This is a genomic window from Pseudomonas sp. P4_D7, assembly GCF_056401755.1.
In genome coordinates, this window is sequence record NZ_JBFUIR010000069.1 from 1 (window position 1) to 16,724 (window position 16,724).

The 16,724-nt window shown below is 59.4% G+C and carries 16 protein-coding genes; 8 read left to right on the forward strand and 8 right to left on the reverse strand.

Annotation, left to right across the window (positions count from 1 at the left end):
- The first annotated feature begins 70 nt into the window (after window positions 1-70).
- Window positions 71-1,309: an S-type pyocin domain-containing protein gene (locus AC1DVF_RS26815; protein WP_099756592.1), complete on the forward strand. Its 1,239-nt coding sequence runs from the start codon at window positions 71-73 to the stop codon at window positions 1,307-1,309.
- Complete coding sequence (locus AC1DVF_RS26820) at window positions 1,306-1,641, forward strand: hypothetical protein (RefSeq protein ID WP_099756593.1); 336 nt, start codon at window positions 1,306-1,308, stop codon at window positions 1,639-1,641. The genes AC1DVF_RS26815 and AC1DVF_RS26820 overlap by 4 nt, the downstream gene beginning before the upstream one ends.
- A gap of 59 nt (window positions 1,642-1,700) precedes the next feature.
- On the opposite strand, the gene AC1DVF_RS26825 is transcribed toward AC1DVF_RS26820, so the two are convergent.
- Complete coding sequence (locus tag AC1DVF_RS26825; RefSeq protein WP_477783427.1) at window positions 1,701-2,039, reverse strand: FKBP-type peptidyl-prolyl cis-trans isomerase; 339 nt, start codon at window positions 2,037-2,039, stop codon at window positions 1,701-1,703.
- 163 nt (window positions 2,040-2,202) lie between these two features.
- Here AC1DVF_RS26825 and AC1DVF_RS26830 point away from each other — a divergent pair, with 163 nt between their 5' ends.
- Window positions 2,203-3,294, forward strand: a complete 1,092-nt coding sequence (locus AC1DVF_RS26830; RefSeq protein WP_477783428.1) for a diguanylate cyclase domain-containing protein — start codon at window positions 2,203-2,205, stop codon at window positions 3,292-3,294.
- Here the strand turns inward: AC1DVF_RS26830 and AC1DVF_RS26835 are convergent.
- Entirely contained in the window at window positions 3,291-3,596 is a 306-nt protein-coding gene (locus tag AC1DVF_RS26835; RefSeq protein WP_242209642.1) for an RcnB family protein, read from the reverse strand. The two genes, AC1DVF_RS26830 and AC1DVF_RS26835, sit on opposite strands and share 4 nt — an antisense overlap.
- A gap of 578 nt (window positions 3,597-4,174) precedes the next feature.
- Here AC1DVF_RS26835 and tcuC point away from each other — a divergent pair.
- Complete coding sequence (gene tcuC, locus AC1DVF_RS26840; protein WP_108226972.1) at window positions 4,175-5,467, forward strand: MFS transporter; 1,293 nt, start codon at window positions 4,175-4,177, stop codon at window positions 5,465-5,467.
- A gap of 12 nt (window positions 5,468-5,479) precedes the next feature.
- Window positions 5,480-6,250 carry a substrate-binding domain-containing protein gene (locus AC1DVF_RS26845; protein ID WP_099756596.1) on the forward strand — a complete coding sequence of 257 codons (771 nt, stop codon included), beginning with the start codon at window positions 5,480-5,482 and terminating at the stop codon, window positions 6,248-6,250.
- Here the strand turns inward: AC1DVF_RS26845 and AC1DVF_RS26850 are convergent.
- A complete protein-coding gene (locus AC1DVF_RS26850) occupies window positions 6,240-7,154 on the reverse strand; it encodes a LysR family transcriptional regulator (RefSeq protein WP_150693967.1) in 915 nt (304 codons plus the stop codon). The genes AC1DVF_RS26845 and AC1DVF_RS26850 overlap by 11 nt on opposite strands.
- 251 nt (window positions 7,155-7,405) lie before the next feature.
- Between AC1DVF_RS26850 and AC1DVF_RS26855 the strand changes: the two genes are divergently transcribed.
- On the forward strand, window positions 7,406-9,214 hold the full coding sequence (locus tag AC1DVF_RS26855; RefSeq protein WP_186625316.1) for a monovalent cation:proton antiporter-2 (CPA2) family protein: 1,809 nt from the start codon (window positions 7,406-7,408) through the stop codon (window positions 9,212-9,214).
- A 135-nt stretch (window positions 9,215-9,349) separates the two neighbouring features.
- On the opposite strand, the gene hcnC is transcribed toward AC1DVF_RS26855, so the two are convergent.
- From hcnC to AC1DVF_RS26880, 5 genes are all read right to left on the reverse strand, one after another.
- Window positions 9,350-10,609, reverse strand: a complete 1,260-nt coding sequence (gene hcnC / locus AC1DVF_RS26860; RefSeq protein WP_093441061.1) for a cyanide-forming glycine dehydrogenase subunit HcnC — start codon at window positions 10,607-10,609, stop codon at window positions 9,350-9,352.
- Window positions 10,602-12,011, reverse strand: a complete 1,410-nt coding sequence (hcnB, locus tag AC1DVF_RS26865; protein ID WP_186625299.1) for a cyanide-forming glycine dehydrogenase subunit HcnB — start codon at window positions 12,009-12,011, stop codon at window positions 10,602-10,604. The genes hcnC and hcnB overlap by 8 nt, the downstream gene beginning before the upstream one ends.
- The gene (gene hcnA / locus AC1DVF_RS26870; RefSeq protein WP_116254981.1) at window positions 12,008-12,325 is read right to left on the reverse strand and encodes a cyanide-forming glycine dehydrogenase subunit HcnA; all 318 of its coding nucleotides are present in this window, start codon (window positions 12,323-12,325) and stop codon (window positions 12,008-12,010) included. Before hcnA ends, hcnB begins: the two co-directional genes overlap by 4 nt.
- A 241-nt stretch (window positions 12,326-12,566) precedes the next feature.
- Window positions 12,567-13,106 (reverse strand): hypothetical protein, encoded by a 540-nt coding sequence (locus AC1DVF_RS26875; RefSeq protein ID WP_186625297.1) that lies wholly within the window; start codon window positions 13,104-13,106, stop codon window positions 12,567-12,569.
- Window positions 13,107-13,332: 226 nt separating this feature from the next.
- Window positions 13,333-14,262, reverse strand: coding sequence for a hypothetical protein (locus tag AC1DVF_RS26880; protein WP_460091364.1), 930 nt, complete (start codon window positions 14,260-14,262; stop codon window positions 13,333-13,335).
- 307 nt (window positions 14,263-14,569) lie between these two features.
- Here AC1DVF_RS26880 and AC1DVF_RS26885 point away from each other — a divergent pair, with 307 nt between their 5' ends.
- Together AC1DVF_RS26885 and AC1DVF_RS26890 are read left to right on the forward strand one after the other, a co-directional pair.
- Window positions 14,570-15,253 carry a response regulator transcription factor gene (locus AC1DVF_RS26885; RefSeq protein ID WP_477783429.1) on the forward strand — a complete coding sequence of 228 codons (684 nt, stop codon included), beginning with the start codon at window positions 14,570-14,572 and terminating at the stop codon, window positions 15,251-15,253.
- Window positions 15,231-16,625 (forward strand): sensor histidine kinase, encoded by a 1,395-nt coding sequence (locus tag AC1DVF_RS26890; protein ID WP_477783430.1) that lies wholly within the window; start codon window positions 15,231-15,233, stop codon window positions 16,623-16,625. The genes AC1DVF_RS26885 and AC1DVF_RS26890 overlap by 23 nt, the downstream gene beginning before the upstream one ends.
- Window positions 16,626-16,724: the final 99 nt, after the last annotated feature.

Genomic DNA, 16,724 nt, shown 5'->3' on the forward strand with positions numbered 1-16,724 from the left:
GTCCTACATCCATCAAACGCCCATTCATTTAGCGTCCGCATCGTTTTCTGACGATAGAACAAGGACGCTCATGGCGCGAAAGACAGACAGACCTCGGGTTCAAAATCCACCGGCCGGTGACGGACACCACATCACTAGCCGCTACATGACCGACAGCGAGTTGGCAGAGCGGGAAGCTAGACAAACCGCCTATGACGACATGCTTGCCAGACAGCAAGCTTACGAAAATAGCCTAATCAAACAGCCACAACAGCCCATGCCCGATGCAAAAGGTTGCGTGTTCGCTAAAAGCTGCCAACTTCCGGATGGTGTAATCAACCATGTCAGTAGTACCGGATTTATTCCGGTCGAGAAGTTGGCTGATTTTGGAGAGTTGTCTTTGTTGGGCGGCCGCGAACGAGACACTGCTGGCAACATCCCGCTGAAAAAAGTAGGAGGCCGTAATTTTCCCGCTGCGGCAGGAACGCTTTTATTAGCTACGACTACCACTGCAAGCCCAGGCGCAAGTGCAGTGAGTGGTGCAAGTGCAGTGACGGGAGGTGTTGTCGCTGGTGCATTGCTCGGCATGGTTGCTCTGCTTTGGCCTTCGAGTTTGGGCGACAGCTCGCTATACACAGAAGAACAACTTAAATCGCTTGAGAAAGGTCGCACTCGTGTCCGATTGCGTTTAAAACAACAAGCCGACGGCACCTTGAAAGGATATGGGTACAACACCCAGACGCGCAGCGATTGGGAGATGATTCCTGTCGTACGGTTCGTGAAGCAAGGCACCCAGCAAGTCGCAGATTTCGGTAATGGGGCAACACTGATTTGGACTCCCGCCGTAGACACAAGCAGTACATCGGAAATTCCACCGCTGGAAGGCGCACCGCAAATTCCCCAGATCTGGATTTATCCGCCGACTGAGCAAGCGGACAAGCTCATCGTTAATCCGGTTTACCCGCCTGAGTACCGAGATTTCATCCTTGTTTTTCCTCCAAACTCGGGAATTAAACCCCTTTATATTGTTTTGGCGCTTGAGTTCGATGCAGCCAGTTACCACGGAAAAACAGATACACCCATAAAAAGTAAAGGACCAACCAATGGTCAGGAAGCGCTAGAAAACTCGGTTCAGGTCAAACCTACATCACCACGTAGAATCGGAATTGATCCAGAAACAAATGAGCTAGTCGTCTTCGATCGCACGGGTGGAGATGTCTATCACGGCCACGTAAGGCCATGGGATAAACTTCACCAAGATATGAAAAATGCGCTGATCAAGGCTAAAAAAGTAGACAACAAAGGCAGAATCCTGGGAGATGCAAAGTGAGCCTCATCTATCAAGATCCATCTATTAGCCATGACGAGGCCATTCGCCTACTTTCCAGCGACACGGATGCAAACGTAATCACCGCACTCGTATCCATTGGCCTGAATGAAACCGATAGAAACTGGGCTCAGGACATCTGCCTGAAACAGCTCGCCAGCAAAACCGAAGCAATTGTGGCCGCTGCGGCTACTGCACTCGGGCACATCGCTCGCCGACATGGCGAACTGGATACTGAAACAGTTTTTGCGGCACTCGAATCAGCCAAGCAAACGCACCCTTCACTGCAAGGAATCATCGAAGACACGCTTGACGATATAGACGTATTCACCTGATCCACCCTGACGGCATTTGGATGAAGTAACGGACTTCATCCAAATCGACGCCCCCCACCTCAATCCTCCCGCGTCAGCACTTCCAACAACTCAATCTCAAACACCAGATTCGAATTCGGCGGGATCTTGCCCATCGTCCGTTCGCCATACCCCAGATGCGCCGGCACCAGCAATTTACGTTTGCCCCCCACCTGCATGCCCATCAAGCCCTGATCCCAACCCTTGATCACCCGCCCGGTGCCAATCACGCACTGAAAAGGTTTGCCACGGCTGTAGGAAGAATCGAACTCGCTGCCGTCTTCCAGCCATCCGGTGTATTGGGTGGTGATCAGTGCGCCTTTGACGGCGGTTTTGCCTTCGCCGGCCTGAAGATCGATTACCTGCAGTTCATCATTCATAACATTCACTCTATTGTTCAGCCGGCCGCCGTTTTCCCAGAAATGCCGGGGATTGGCAACCTGCCAGCGCAGATCAACATGGTATCCGAACCGAGTATTGAAGCATTAACATAGCCAACCGCCATTACTCCACGGATCGACCCGCCATGCTGGCAGCGCCCGAATGACTCTGTTCTGGATCAGCCTTGCCGTCGGCGCGATCATGCTGGCCATCATCGCCCTGCTGCTGTGGCGCGAACGCGGTTTGCGCAGGCAGCTTGCGCAGTACCGGGATTTGCTGACGCGGGCCGCCGATGGCCAACGCATTCAGCAGGACGGCGACGTCGAGCGTTTCAAACGCAGCCAGTACTTTGCGCGCATCGGCACTTGGGATTGGGAAGTCGACACGGATCGGCTGTACTGGTCGGACGCGATTTACGGCATGTTCGGGTTCAAGATCGGCGAGATTACGCCGTCCTATGCGCTGTTCTGCTCCTGCGTCCATCCGGACGACCGCACCAAGGTGCGCGAGGGCGAACTGCGTTGCCTGGAGACCGGCGAAAATCACGATGAGGAATACCGCGTGGTGTGGCCTGACGGCACGATTCGCTGGCTGCGGGAAACCGGCAACGTGGTGCACAACGACCACGATGCGGTGGTGAAAATGATGGGCGTGGTGCGCGACATCACCGAAGAAAAAGCCTCGGCCAGCTACCTGCAACACCTCGCCCACTTCGATCCGCTGACCGGCCTGCCCAATCGCCTGGTGCTGGAGCAACGCTTGTCGGAAGCGCTGGATCACGCGCGGCAGACCGAGACCCGCGTCGCACTGGTATTCATCGACCTCAACGGTTTCAAAACCATCAACGATCGCCACGGCCATGCCGCCGGCGACCGCGTGCTGATCACCACGGCCACGCGGCTGAAACGCATCCTGCGCGCCACCGATACGGTCGCGCGCATTGGCGGCGATGAGTTTGTGGTGATCCTGCAAGACCTGGCGCCGAGCCTGAGTTTGCAGGACGAAGCGCGCAGCATTTGCCAGAAAATCTTCATCGAACTGTCGCCCCCGATCAGCATCGGCAACGACCAGCGCCACATCGGCACCAGCCTTGGCGTGGCGGTGTTTCCGGACCATGCGACAGCCATGGATCGCTTGCTGCACGTCGCAGATCTGGCGATGTATGAGGCCAAGCGCAGTGGCAATAATCAGTATCGGTTGGGTGGAGAAAGCCCCGCGCGTGTGCAGGCGCAGGGCTTTGAGATCCGCTCTTAACGCTCGACCGGTTTCATCTCGACAATCGTCCCGTTGGTGATCATCACCATGACGTACTGGTCATTGATCTGTACCCACTGCGCCTGCTCAACAGGTTTTTTCAGGCCCTTGGTTTTCCAGTCGATGGCTTTTTCACTGCGCTGATAAATATCCGGGGCGCGGTCGTTGACCTTCAGTTCGCGGTCGCTGGTCGGGGATTGAACGGCCTGTTCATTTGAGGTTTGCGCCGCTTGAACAAGTGGGCTGATCCCGGCAATGCCGGCGACGAGGGCCAGGCTGGCGATTAGGGTTTTGCTGTTCATCGGTGAACCTCCTGAGATGTGTGCTACCTGAACTCGGACTGCCGGGTTCGGGAATCATTCCTTTTTTTGCCGGGATGGGCGCTAGAGGTCATTGGAGTTTGGGTGTCCTGTAAACAAAAGCAAAATCAAGAGCCCCTCACCCTAGCCCTCTCCCGGAGGGAGAGGGGACTGACCGAGGTGTTTGGCAGAAGTGCGCCGATGTGCGATACCGAGTCGAATGCACGTTTCAAAACCAACCGAAATCGGCTCCCTCTCCCTCGGGAGAGGGCTGGGGTGAGGGGTAGCCACCTCACCAAACCAAAGCCATGCGCCCGCTTTTAACCACTCATTACAATGAGCGCCAGCTCGAGTGCCCTTGATCTTTTCTCACCGGCGACGTCGCCGTCAGTCGAAACCATAAGCAGCCGTTACCGCTGCAATGGATTTGTACCCCAAAAAACCATTGATCCGCCCTGAACATCAATCCATGCCAATAATGCAATTAACATCCTGTTACACCTGCGCCACCATCCACCTCAATAAAAACCGTGCGCCGCCCTCCCGTCGCGCACGTCATAAAAGCGGTGGAGTACTTTTCTATGACAGCCTCAATCCCTCACAACGGCTCGCGGGCCGGCGCCATTTTCCGGGTGACCTCGGGCAACTTCCTCGAACAGTTCGACTTCTTCCTGTTCGGCTTCTATGCCACGCAGATCGCGGCGGTGTTCTTTCCGGCGAGCAGTGAGTTCGCCTCCCTGATGATGACCTTTGCGGTGTTCGGCGCAGGCTTTTTGATGCGTCCGCTGGGCGCCATCGTGCTCGGTGCATACATCGATGATGTCGGTCGGCGTAAAGGTTTGATCGTCACCCTGTCGATCATGGCCAGCGGCACGATATTGATCGTGCTGGTGCCCGGTTACGAAAGCATCGGCCTATTTGCGCCGGCACTGGTGTTGATCGGGCGCTTGCTGCAGGGCTTCTCGGCTGGGGCGGAATTGGGCGGTGTGTCGGTGTATCTCGCCGAAATCGCCACGCCGGGCCGCAAAGGTTTCTTCACCGCTTGGCAGTCGGCCAGTCAGCAAGTGGCGATCATCGTCGCCGCCGCTTTGGGCTATGCGCTGAACGCGTGGATGGCGCCGGATGTGATTGCCGATTGGGGCTGGCGGATTCCGTTTTTCGTCGGTTGCATGATCGTGCCGTTTATCTTTTTCCTGCGCCGTAACCTGGCGGAAACCGAAGAGTTCGCCGCACGCAAACACCGCCCGAGCATGGGCGAAGTGTTCCGCACCCTCGGCCAGAACTGGGGCGTGGTACTCGGCGGCATGTTGATGGTCGCGCTGACCACCACCGCGTTTTACCTGATCACCGTGTACGCGCCGACCTTCGGCAAAACCGTGCTGCACCTGAGCACCTCCGATGCACTGTTGGTGACGCTGCTGGTCGGTGTGTCGAACTTCTTCTGGTTGCCGATTGGCGGCCTGTTGTCCGACCGTATCGGCCGTCGTCCGGTGCTGATCGCCATGTCGCTGCTGGCCCTGGCCACGACCTATCCGGCGCTGTCGTACCTGGTGCAGGCGCCGAGCTTCAGCCACATGTTGCTGTCGCTGTTGTGGCTGTCGTTTATCTACGGCTTGTACAACGGCGCAATGATTCCGGCGCTGACCGAGATCATGCCAGTTGAGGTGCGCGTTGCCGGTTTCTCTCTCGCCTACAGCCTGGCCACCGCCATTTTCGGCGGTTTCACCCCGGCGATGTCGACCTTCCTGATTCAGTACACCGGCGACAAAGCCGCGCCGGGTTACTGGATGAGCATCGGTGCGCTATGTGCCTTGTGCGCCACTCTTTATCTGTACCGCCGTGCCGGTGGTCGTCTGCAACCTGTCGCGGCCTGAGGAAAACTCGCCATGAAAAAACTGTTTACTGTCACCGCCCTGCTCGCCGGTCTCGCGTTCAACCTCGCGGCGCAGGCCGAAGAATTGAGCGTGATGACCTCCGGCGGCTTCACTGCCGCCTACAAGATTCTCGGGCCGAAATTCGCTGCCGCCAGCGGCAACACCCTGACCACCAGCCTCGGCCCGTCGATGGGCAAAGCCCCCGAAGCGATCCCCAATCGCCTCGCCCGCGGTGAACACGCCGACGTGGTGATCATGGTCGGCTATGCCCTCGATGACCTGATCAAGCAAGGCAAAGTCGACCCGGCCTCGCGCGTTGAGCTGGCCGATTCGCGGATCGGCCTGGTGGTGCGCGAAGGCGCGCCGAAACCGGACATCAGCAGTGTCGACGGCCTGAAGAAAACCCTGCTCGACGCGCAGTCAGTGGCCTACTCCGACAGCGCCAGCGGCGTCTACATCGAGCAGCAGTTGTTCAAGAAACTGGGGATCGAAGATCAGCTGAAGCCGAAGGCAAAAATGATCCCGAAAATCCCGGTCGGCTCGGTGGTTGCCACTGGCGACTATCAACTGGGCTTCCAGCAGGTCAGCGAATTGCTGCCGGTGCCGGGCGTGAGTTTCGTGGCGAAGATTCCGGAATCGGTACAGTCGGTGACGCGTTTTGCCGCCGGGATTCCGGTCGGCGCACAGCATCCTGAAGAAGCCAAAGCCCTGCTCGCCTACCTCGCCGCGCCGGCCGCACAAGCTGACGTGCAGGCCACCGGACTGGACTCGGTCAAGCGCTGACAATTGGCGGCTGGACTTTCATTTCCACCACCAGCCGCTCCAGTTCCAGTGCCGCCGGGGTCAGCGTACGACCCCGGCGCTTGATGATGCCGACACTGCGCATCACTTGCGGGTCGGTCAACGGCACCCGCGTCAGGATCGGATGATCCGGCCCCGGCATCGCCATCAGCGGCACCGCCGCCACCCCCAACCCCGCCTCCACCAGACCGATCATCGTTGTCACATGACGGGTTTCGCAGATGCTCGAACGCTGCGGCACTACGCTGCTCAACGCCTGATCGAGCAGAAAGCGGTTGCCGGAGGTCTTGTCGAGCGAGATGTAATCCTGCTGATAGAACTCGTCCCAGCTCACACTGCTGCGCCCAGCCAGCGGGTGATCGCGGCGACAAGCGACGACGTAGCACTCCTGCACAAGCGGTTCGAACTCGACTTTGGCATCCTGCGTGCCGAGGAAACTCAAGCCGAAATCCGCCTCGCCGTTGACCACCGCACTCAAGACATCGTGCGCACTGGAGTCGAGCACTTTGACTTTGATCCGTGGGAATTGCTGGTGATAGCGCGCAACCACGCGGGGCATGAAGTAGTACGCCGCCGAAGGCACGCAGGCGACGGTGACATGGCCCAAACGGGTCGATGCGACTTCGCTGATGCCCAATAAAGCCACGTCGAGATCATCGAGCAAACGCTCGACACTAGGCATGAATCCGCGCCCGGCCTGGGTCAGGCTGACCTTGCGTGTGGTGCGTTCGAAGAGTTTCACGCCGAGGGCGTCTTCGAGCTTTTCGATGCGCCGGCTTAGCGCCGGTTGCGACAGGCGCACGGTGTCGGCGGCCTTGCGAAAACTGCCCTGCTCGACCACGGCGCGAAAGGCTTGCAGGTCGTTGAGGTCGAAGTTGATGGCCATGGCGGGACTCGGGGGATTGATTCGTAGAGGTTATGAATGTAACCAATTGATGCCAATTATTATAGAAACGATGAAAATCCCCTGTGGGAGCGAGCTTGCTCGCGAATGCGATCTACCAGTGACAAACCTGTTGACTGACACTTCGCTTTCGCGAGCAAGCTCGCTCCCACATTGGATCTCCAGTGGCCTATAGGTCTTGGTAACCCTTATCCTTGTCACCCCCGCCGTACCGTTGTCAGGAGTAACCCCCCATGCCCCATGAAGGCAATCTGTTGCAAGCCGCTGTCGTCTTTCTGTTCGCGGCCGTGCTCACCGTGCCTTTGGCCAAACGTCTGCAACTGGGCGCCGTGCTCGGTTATCTGTTTGCCGGGGTGATCATCGGCCCGTCGGTTTTAGGTCTGATCGGCAACCCGCAAAGCGTCGCGCATATTTCCGAACTGGGCGTGGTGTTGCTGTTGTTCATCATCGGCCTTGAGCTGTCGCCGCGACGTTTGTGGGTGATGCGTAAATCGGTGTTCGGCGTCGGTCTGGCGCAGGTGCTGCTGACGGCTTCGGTGATCGGCGTGCTGGCGCTGTCGGTGTTTGGCCAACCGCTGAACAGTGCGATTGTGCTCGGCCTTGGTCTGGCGCTGTCCTCGACGGCATTCGGTCTGCAAAGTCTGGCTGAGCGCAAGGAGCTGACCAGCCCCCATGGGCGACTGGCGTTTGCGATTCTGTTGTTCCAGGACATCGCCGCGATCCCGTTGATCGCACTGGTGCCGATGCTGGCGGGTGGTGCTCACGACACCAGTAACGCGGAAAGCCTGAACCATGCGTTGCAGGTGCTCGGCGGTATCGCGGTGGTCGTGGTCGGTGGGCGTTATCTGTTGCGTCCGGTGTTCCGCGTGGTGGCGAAAACCGGTCTGCCGGAAGTGTCGACGGCCACGGCGTTGCTGGTGGTGATCGGCACGGCGTGGTTGATGGATCTGGTCGGTGTGTCGATGGCGCTGGGCGCGTTTCTCGCCGGTTTGCTGTTGGCGGATTCGGAATATCGCCATGAGCTGGAAGCGCAGATCGAGCCGTTCAAAGGTCTGCTGCTCGGGCTGTTTTTCATCAGTGTCGGCATGGGCGCCAACCTCAGCTTGCTGCTCAGTGCGCCGATCACCGTGTTGGGGCTGACGCTGCTGTTGATCGGGCTGAAATTGCCGCTGCTGTTCGTCGTCGGACGCCTGGCCGGTGGCTTGAACAAGGTCAGTGCGATTCGCCTTGGCATCGTGCTGGCGGCCGGTGGTGAGTTCGCTTTTGTGGTGTTCAAGATCGGTCGCGATCAGGGCCTGTTTGAGCCGCGCCTGTATGACCTGCTGGTGCTGACCATCACCTTGTCGATGGCGGTCACGCCGTTGTTGCTGCTGATCTGCGCGCGGCTGGTCAGCCCGAAAGTGCAGCCGGTGGAAGTGCCGGAAAAATACCGTGAGATCGACACTGACACGCCGCGTGTAGTGATCGCCGGCATGGGCCGGATGGGCCAGATCGTCGCGCGGATTCTGCGGGCGCAGAACATCAAATTCGTTGCGCTGGACACCTCGGTGGAGACCATCGAACTGTCGCGCAGTTTTGGTGGTGTGCCGGTGTTCTACGGCGACCCGATGCGCCCGGAAATCCTCAATGCCGCCAAGGTCGGCGAGGCGGAATATTTCGTGATTGCCACGGATGATCCGGAGACCAATATCAAGACCGCCGAAGTGGTGCGCAAGCTGTATCCGCACATGAAGATCATCGCTCGGGCACGTAACCGTCAGCACGTGCACCGCTTGGTCGATGTTGGCGCGGAGGCGATTCGTGAGACTTATTATTCGAGCCTGGAAATGAGCCGGCGTACCTTGGTGGGACTTGGTTTGACCCAGGCCCAGGCCGATGCGCGGATCAAGCGCTTCAAGCATCACGACGAACAGGTGCTGGAGGCGCAACACGCGGTCTACGACGACGCCGCCAAAGTCCTGCAAACCGCGCAGGAAGCCCGGGCGGAGCTGGCGCGGTTGTTCGAATCCGACCAGCTGGAAGAAGAATCCCGCAACACCTGAGCCACACCCGATTGTTCCCACGCTCCGCGTGGGAATACAGCCCGGGACGCTCTGCGTTCCAATTCGCGAGCTGGAACGCGGAGCGTCCCTTGAGGCATTCCCACGCGGAGCGTGGGAACGATCATCTTGCCAAGGTCAGACCAGTTCCAGTTCCAGCACTTGCTTGACCGGCGCCACCTCAAACCGGTCCGCCAGAAACGGCGTGATATCCAACGGCAGCGGTTCATCGTTGACCAGTTTGTCCAGCAGCACGCCGGTAATCGCCGAGGTCAGAATCCCGGTACGGAAGTGGCCGCAGGCATTCAAATACCCTTCCACCCCGCGCATCGGCCCGAGAATCGGCAACTCATCCGGCGAACCCGGACGCAAACCCGCCCAGGTGCGTTTCAGATTGACGTCCTTGAGTTCCGGCAGGCAGCGCACCGCCCCCTGCACCAGCCCGGCGATTTCCGGGTAGGTGGTGGTGACGTCGAAGCCTTTGTCTTCGGTGGTGCTGCCAATCAGGATCTCGCCGTTGTCCTTCTGCGCCACGTAGCAGTCGCTGGTGGTCAGGCAGCCGTTGAGAATCTTCGGCATGCGCTCGGTGAGCAGAATCTGGCCCTTCACCGGTTTCACCGGGATGCGAATACCCGTGGCCCATTCGCTCAAGTCCGCCGCCCAGGCACCGCCGGCGTTGATCAGCGTCTTGCAGTGGAACACGCCCTCCTCGGCCGTTTGCACACCGGTGACGCGACTGCCGTGATGCAACACACCGGTGACGTTGGTGTTGACGAAGATGTCGACGCCGTTCTGCCGTGCACCTTCCATGTAGGCATCGGCGAGGCGGAACGGGCTGACCTGATGGTCGCAGAGAAACTCCAGCGCCCCGCGTGCTTCGTGGCTGACGCTCGGTTCAGACTCGCGTAGCGCCGCTTGGTCGAGCCAGCGCACCTGATCGGCCAGGTGCGGAATGCAGCCGACGATGTGCTCGGCGTAGAGCCGGTCTTCATCGTCGTAAATGACGAATTTCAACCCGGTCTTTTCGAACTTGAAATCCATCCCGTGGTTGTCTTTCAGCTCTCGGTGCAATGCCGGGTACAGCGCGTTGGACTGCAGGGCAAAATCGAAGAAAGACTCCGGCAGAATGTGCGGCGTGCTCGCGTCCACCGCCACCGCCGCGCCTTGGGTTTCGCGCTTGCGGTTGGCCGACATCATGCGGAAGAAAATCACCCCGCAGCCGAGGCCGACCGACTCACCGATCGCCCACAAACCGCCGGCCGAAGCACGGGTAGCGTTGCCAGGGCGCTTGGCATCGATCAGCGCCACTTTGAGGTTTTTGCGCTTGGACAATTGATAGGCGCAGGACGCCCCGATCACGCCGCCGCCGGCAATGATCACGTCGTAGAACTTACTCATGGGCAGCGGCCTCCGTGCCGACAGACTGGAACGCGGAAAAAGGAATCGGATCGATCGGGAATCGCGGGCGCAGCCAACCGACGTCCTTGCGCCCGGTCGCCTGACGCAAGCGATCGCTGCAGTAGCCGACGCACATCCGGCCCTGACAATCGCCCATGCTCACGCGGGTGCGCATTTTCAGGCTGGCGATGTCTTGCACGCCTTGCTCCAGCGCCAGGTCGATGTCGGCGCGGGTGGCGTGCTCGCAACGGCAAATCACCGTGTCAGCGGCAGGCAATGCGGTCTGGCCGACGCCGCGTTCGGTGTAACGATCGACGGCAGCGCGAAAGCGCACGATGGCTTTGAGTTTGCTCAAGTAACGGTCGCGGCGCACACGCGCCAATTCCTCTTCGAGCACGCCGCGTTGCAGCAGAATCGAGGTTGCGGCGATCTTGCCGGCGAGCATCGCTGCTTCACCGCCGCGAATCCCGCCCATGTCGCCGGCCAGATGCACGTGCGGTTCGTTGCTTTGCTGCCAGACGTTCGCGTTGGCGCGCAGGTAACCGTCGTCACTGAAGCCGTGATCCAGGCCCATCTGCTGGCTCAGTTGGGTGCGCGGAATGAAACCGTAACCGACCGCGAGGGTCTTGGCTTCGAAGCGCTCGACGCGGCTCATGTCCGGTTCCCACGTGGCCGAGTAAGGCGCGACGCTGACGCTTTTCAGCTCGCCCTCGCCATGCGCCTCGACCACGCCCCAACCGTAGTTCATCGAGATACCGTGCAGTTTCAGGTAGGCGAGCATGCTCAAACCGTCGAGGAACAATTGCGGCTTGTTCAGCAGCGCCAGACTTTCGCGGGCAATCTTGCCGAACGCACACGCCTCATACACGCCCGCGACGCTGACGCCCGACGCATGCAACTGCGTCGCCACCAGCGGCAGCAACGGCCCGGTGCCGGCGATGATCACCGGCCCTTGCGGCTTGACCACGCCGCTTTTGATTTGCAGTTGCAGACCGCCGAGCATGATCACCCCCGGCAAGGTCCAGCCGGGAAACGGCACGCTGCGTTCATGGCAACCGGCAGCCAGGAGCAATTGCGGGTACTCGATTTCGTGTAACTGCTCGTCGCCATCGAGCACCACCAGCGCGCGGGTGCCTTCGGCGCCGACCACGCGATGGTTGAGGCGCACGTCGATCAGCCCGGCCTGTTCCTGAAAATCACCGTGCAGTTTGCCCAGTGCTTCAGAGTAGCGCGGGCCGAGATAATCGAGTTGCACGCCATCACGCAACGGCCCGCGATAGACCACACCGCCAAGGCGTGAAGCTTCTTCGAGCAAGGTGCAGCGCACGCCGTGGCGCGCCAGTTCGATGGCCGCCGCCATCCCCGCCGGGCCGCCGCCGACGATGACCGGTTGCTGGCTCATACGATCACCTCTTGCGTGATGATGCGGTTGACCTGGGTTTCAATCTGCATGCCGTCACGCACCACGGTCTGACAGGCACGACGTTTGTGCCGGCCATTGATTTTCACCAGGCAGCACTGGCACACGCCCATGCCGCAATAGGCGCCGGTGATCTGGTCGTGATCGTTGCGGGCAATCTGGCGAACGCCGAGTGATTGAATAACGCTGAGGACGGTTTCGCCGATGGCGGCGGTGACCGCTTGACCGTTGATGTGGACGGTCATATCCGCCTGCGCCAACGGCTGAATATCGAAGGTTCTTTCTTGGCAGTGCATTGCTATGTTCATCCGTGAGAGTTCGGTTGAGGTGGTGTCAGCTCCTTGCTGCACTACACCGGGTCGACGCATTTATTGTGGCTGTGAGGGGGCGTCGACGCGGGTACTCCGTCAGCGCAACAAGGTGCGCGTGAAGCACTGTAGTTCATACCTCAGCAAAGGCCGGGATCATTTACGTTAGGCGATCTCGCCGTAGTAAATATTGATCCAGGCCAGTGAAAACGATTGGATTGTCCAACGATCAGTTGGAGAAGACGAACTGCCCTTTGATCTTCTTCGCGCCAATGAAACCCAGGTCCGGGAACAGCAGGGTTTTGATCCAGGCGGCGTAGAACACAATGGCCAGAGTGATGCCGACGGCAATCACGGTCGACAGCGGATCTTCCTCATAACCCTTGAACATGCGTGAAACCTGACTGACGGTCAGGATGACGTAAACGGTGTAAGCCGCCGCCACGTTCTTGTAGAAGCCCCATGCAAACAACAACGGAATGCCGCCCGCGATCAGCAGCATGGTCAGTGCCAGACCGGCGCTGGCGTCATAGAACAGGAAGAAGCCTACGACTGAGCCGATCAATGCCTGGATGCAGGTCAACACGATCAGCAGGGTGACTTTGAGTGAATGTTTTGCTCTGAGGGCCGGATCCGGACGCCCCCCGATCCAGGCCGCCAACACGCGATCTTTGACCGCACCGCCCGACAACGCTTTGAACGTTTCGGTTTTCGAGCGCCCGGCTTCGAGCATTTCCACCAACTGGCGTTTGATTTCCTTCTTGTCCAACGTGTTCATCCTTAAAGAGAGGTAAAAGCGGCCAATCCACTTCCGGCGGCGATTCTCGCCGTTGCCCCCGCAGAAAGCAAAAAGCCGCTTCCACCCGAGGGTGGAAGCGGCCGAGGCATACGCCTCAATCAAGCAATCAGTGCACGAACAGGGCGATCAGGATGATGATCGGGATTGGCACGCCGAGGAAAAACAGCAGTAATGAGCGCATGGTGATGCTCCTTGTTTAACGGACTGGAGTGGTCGTGGTGTAGGTGTCGACTTCTATGTACTCGACGGCATCACGACGACGACCGCCGTAAGTAGCCGCGAGGCTGGCGAAGAACGCACCGGCCAACAGCGAAATGAACATCCACAGCGAGGTCCAGGCAGCGACTTTCGCAGCGGTGTCGGCGGCTTGTTGAGCTTTGACTTTGGCGTCGGCGAGGGCTTTCTGAGTGCGCGCATAAATCTCGTCAACGCGACGTTCGGCATCGGCCTGAGTCAGGTTGGTCCGTTGTGCGACCAGTTGTGCGAGGTAAGTACGGTCTTCAGCACTCAGCTGACCGTTGGCCAGGCTTTGCGCGAAGATCCGTGCCACAGCGCCATGAGCGGCGTCATCGCTGACGGAGGCCGGACGGTCATCGCGGAACAGGCTGTCGATGTAGTAGCCGTACTGGTTGCTGTCGGTGTTGGCCGCCGCAGAACCGGCTGCTTGAGTCATGGCGCTGGCAGCACCGCCAGCCACACTGGCACCGGCCTGCACACCACCACTGATCACGCTGCTGACCGAACCGACCACCAGCACTGCAGTGACCAATGTAGCCACGCACCAGGCCAGGAAGCCGTGCGCGGTGTCGCGGAAATACACTTCGTCACCGTGCATGTTCGCCCACTTCACCCGCAGGCGACCGGCGATGTAGCCACCCATGCCGGAAGCGATGATTTGCGTCGCCGCCAGCCAGACTATCGTGGAAATGCCCAGGCCCTTGGCGCTGACGCCCTCTCCGGCCCACGGTGAAACGGCAGAGAAACCCAAACCGAAACCGAGCAACACCAAAATCATCGACAGTGCAGCGGCAGCCGCGGCACCGGCGAAGATCGCGCCCCAGGACACGCCCGAAACGCTGCTCGACTCTTCAACGGCAGGATAAAACCCATCAGAGGATCTATTCATTGTTGTTCTGCTCCAGGCATGAAAAATGGTGTTACAACTCGTCAGCAGAGGAATTGCAGTGACCGTGCCAGTCGCGGAAATTAGATAAATCTATTAATTTCAATCAGTTAGAAAGAGTGAACTTACGCAAACCTTGCAAATTGCAATAATTGCCGGATAACAGCGGGTTTTATGCATTGGCCTCAAGTATCAATAGCGCTCCAAATCTGCGTTTGTGACAGGTCAACATGAAAGTTAATTTAAAGCGCCAGCGCAATTTCTTGGCAAAATGCTGCCATTCCGTTTGAACCGATCAGCAGGCCTGCCTATGACTCGTATCTTGACCATCGAAGACGACGCCGTGACCGCTCGGGAAATCGTCGCCGAACTGAGCAGCCACGGGCTGGAAGTAGACTGGGTCGACAATGGCCGCGAAGGCCTCGACCGCGCCGTGAGCGGCAACTACGACCTGATCACCCTCGACCGCATGCTGTCCGAACTCGATGGCCTGGCCATCGTCACCACGCTGCGTACCATGGGCGTGGCCACGCCGATCCTGATGATCAGCGCCCTCTCCGATGTCGACGAACGCGTACGCGGCTTGCGCGCCGGCGGCGATGATTACCTGACCAAACCGTTCGCCACCGATGAAATGGCCGCGCGGGTGGAAGTGTTGCTGCGTCGGCAGAACAGCGGCGCCACTCAGGCAACGACGTTGCAGGTGGCCGACCTCGAACTTGATTTGATCAGCCATGAAGCGCGCCGCGCCGAACAAGTGCTGACGCTGCTGCCGACCGAATACAAGCTGCTCGAATTCCTCATGCGCAACAGTGGCCAGATCCTTTCGCGGATGATGATTTTCGAAGAGGTCTGGGGCTATCACTTCGACCCCGGCACCAACCTGATCGACGTGCACATCGGCCGTCTGCGCAAGAAGATCGACGCCGCCGGCCATGTGCCGCTGATCCGCACGGTACGGGGCTCGGGTTATGTCATTGCCGAACCCGTCTGACGGCTGGCGCTCCTCCAGCAGCCGCTTGCTGGCGCTGTACAGTTCGCTGTTCGTGGCCTGGAGTGCGATCCTCATGGGGGTCATGTATTACGAGGTCTCCGGCTACCTCGACAACCTCGCCAAACACTCGTTGATGCAACGTCAGCACCTGTTTTCGCACTTTCGCGGCGAACAACTCGAAGACGCCCTCGCCGCCAGCATGACCTTCGACATTCGCGGCATCGACGCTTATGGCTTGTTCGATGCCGACGGCGTTTACCTCAGCGGTGCGTTGCAGCAGATCCCCGAAGGCCTGCCGCTGGACGGCAAGATCCACATGCTCGCCGAATGCGCCGACTCCGACGACCCGACCCTGCCCAACGACAGCTGCGACGCGGTGGCCACGCAAACCCGCGATGGGCGCTGGCTGGTATTGCTGCGCGATAACGGCTCGCTGTTCGCCGTCACGCGGATCATTTTGCATGCGTTGTTCTGGGGCGTGTCGCTGACGATTCTGCCGGGCATTGCCGGTTGGCATTTACTGCGGCGTCGGCCGTTGCGGCGCATCCGGGCGATTCAGGCCAGCGCTCAGGCGATTGTTGCCGGCGACCTGACCCGGCGCCTGCCGCTGTCCAATCGCCGCGATGAACTGGACATGCTCGCGGCCATCGTCAACGCGATGCTGGAGCGCATCGAGCGCTTGATGAATGAAGTCAAAGGCGTCTGCGACAACATCGCCCATGATCTGCGCACGCCACTGACGCGCCTGCGCGCGCAGTTGTATCGCATGCAGCAGCAGGCTGGTGAAGGTTCGCAGGAAGCGGCGCAACTGGATCTGGTGCTCGCCGAAGCGGACACGCTGATGGCGCGGTTTCGCGGGTTGTTGCGGATTTCCGAGCTTGAGGATCGCCAGCGCCGTTCAGGTTTTGTCGAACTCGATCCGGTGCAATTGCTGGAAGAATTGCACGAGTTTTATTTGCCATTGGCCGAGGAAGGCGAGCTGCGTTTCGAGCTGAACATGCCGGAGACCCTGCCGCCACTCAATGGTGATCGGGCGTTGCTGTTCGAGGCCTTGGCCAATCTGCTGAGTAACTCGATCAAGTTCACACCACCGGGCGGCACAGTGATGCTGCGTGGGGTGAACGCGGGTGGGCAGACGCGGATTGAGGTGCACGATTCCGGACCGGGAATTCCCGAGGCTGAGCGCGAGGCGGTGTTCCAGCGCTTCTATCGCGCCGAGGGTGGACAACCGCAGGGTGGCTTTGGCCTCGGATTGTCGATTGTCGCGGCGATTGTCAGCTTGCATGGCTTCAGTCTTGAAGTCGGCAGCAGTGATCTGGGCGGGGCGAAACTGCTGCTCGATTGCCGGCAGAGCCTGATCGAGAATTCCTGACTACTGACATGATCGTTCCCACGCTCTGCGTGGGAATGCCTCAAGGGACGCTCCGCGTTCCTGCTTGCGACAGGTACGCGGAGCGTCCCGGGCTGCATT

Bases quoted from the DNA above. Each gene is read 5' to 3' on its own strand.
- AC1DVF_RS26815 (WP_099756592.1), top strand. From the start codon at position 71: ATGGCGCGAAAGACAGACAGACCTCGGGTTCAAAATCCACCGGCCGGT.
- AC1DVF_RS26825 (WP_477783427.1), bottom strand. From the start codon at position 2,039: ATGAATGATGAACTGCAGGTAATCGATCTTCAGGCCGGCGAAGGCAAA.
- AC1DVF_RS26830 (WP_477783428.1), top strand. From the start codon at position 2,203: ATGACTCTGTTCTGGATCAGCCTTGCCGTCGGCGCGATCATGCTGGCC.
- AC1DVF_RS26835 (WP_242209642.1), bottom strand. From the start codon at position 3,596: ATGAACAGCAAAACCCTAATCGCCAGCCTGGCCCTCGTCGCCGGCATT.
- tcuC (WP_108226972.1), top strand. From the start codon at position 4,175: ATGACAGCCTCAATCCCTCACAACGGCTCGCGGGCCGGCGCCATTTTC.
- AC1DVF_RS26845 (WP_099756596.1), top strand. From the start codon at position 5,480: ATGAAAAAACTGTTTACTGTCACCGCCCTGCTCGCCGGTCTCGCGTTC.
- AC1DVF_RS26850 (WP_150693967.1), bottom strand. From the start codon at position 7,154: ATGGCCATCAACTTCGACCTCAACGACCTGCAAGCCTTTCGCGCCGTG.
- AC1DVF_RS26855 (WP_186625316.1), top strand. From the start codon at position 7,406: ATGCCCCATGAAGGCAATCTGTTGCAAGCCGCTGTCGTCTTTCTGTTC.
- hcnC (WP_093441061.1), bottom strand. From the start codon at position 10,609: ATGAGTAAGTTCTACGACGTGATCATTGCCGGCGGCGGCGTGATCGGG.
- hcnB (WP_186625299.1), bottom strand. From the start codon at position 12,011: ATGAGCCAGCAACCGGTCATCGTCGGCGGCGGCCCGGCGGGGATGGCG.
- hcnA (WP_116254981.1), bottom strand. From the start codon at position 12,325: ATGCACTGCCAAGAAAGAACCTTCGATATTCAGCCGTTGGCGCAGGCG.
- AC1DVF_RS26880 (WP_460091364.1), bottom strand. From the start codon at position 14,262: ATGAATAGATCCTCTGATGGGTTTTATCCTGCCGTTGAAGAGTCGAGC.
- AC1DVF_RS26885 (WP_477783429.1), top strand. From the start codon at position 14,570: ATGACTCGTATCTTGACCATCGAAGACGACGCCGTGACCGCTCGGGAA.
- AC1DVF_RS26890 (WP_477783430.1), top strand. From the start codon at position 15,231: ATGTCATTGCCGAACCCGTCTGACGGCTGGCGCTCCTCCAGCAGCCGC.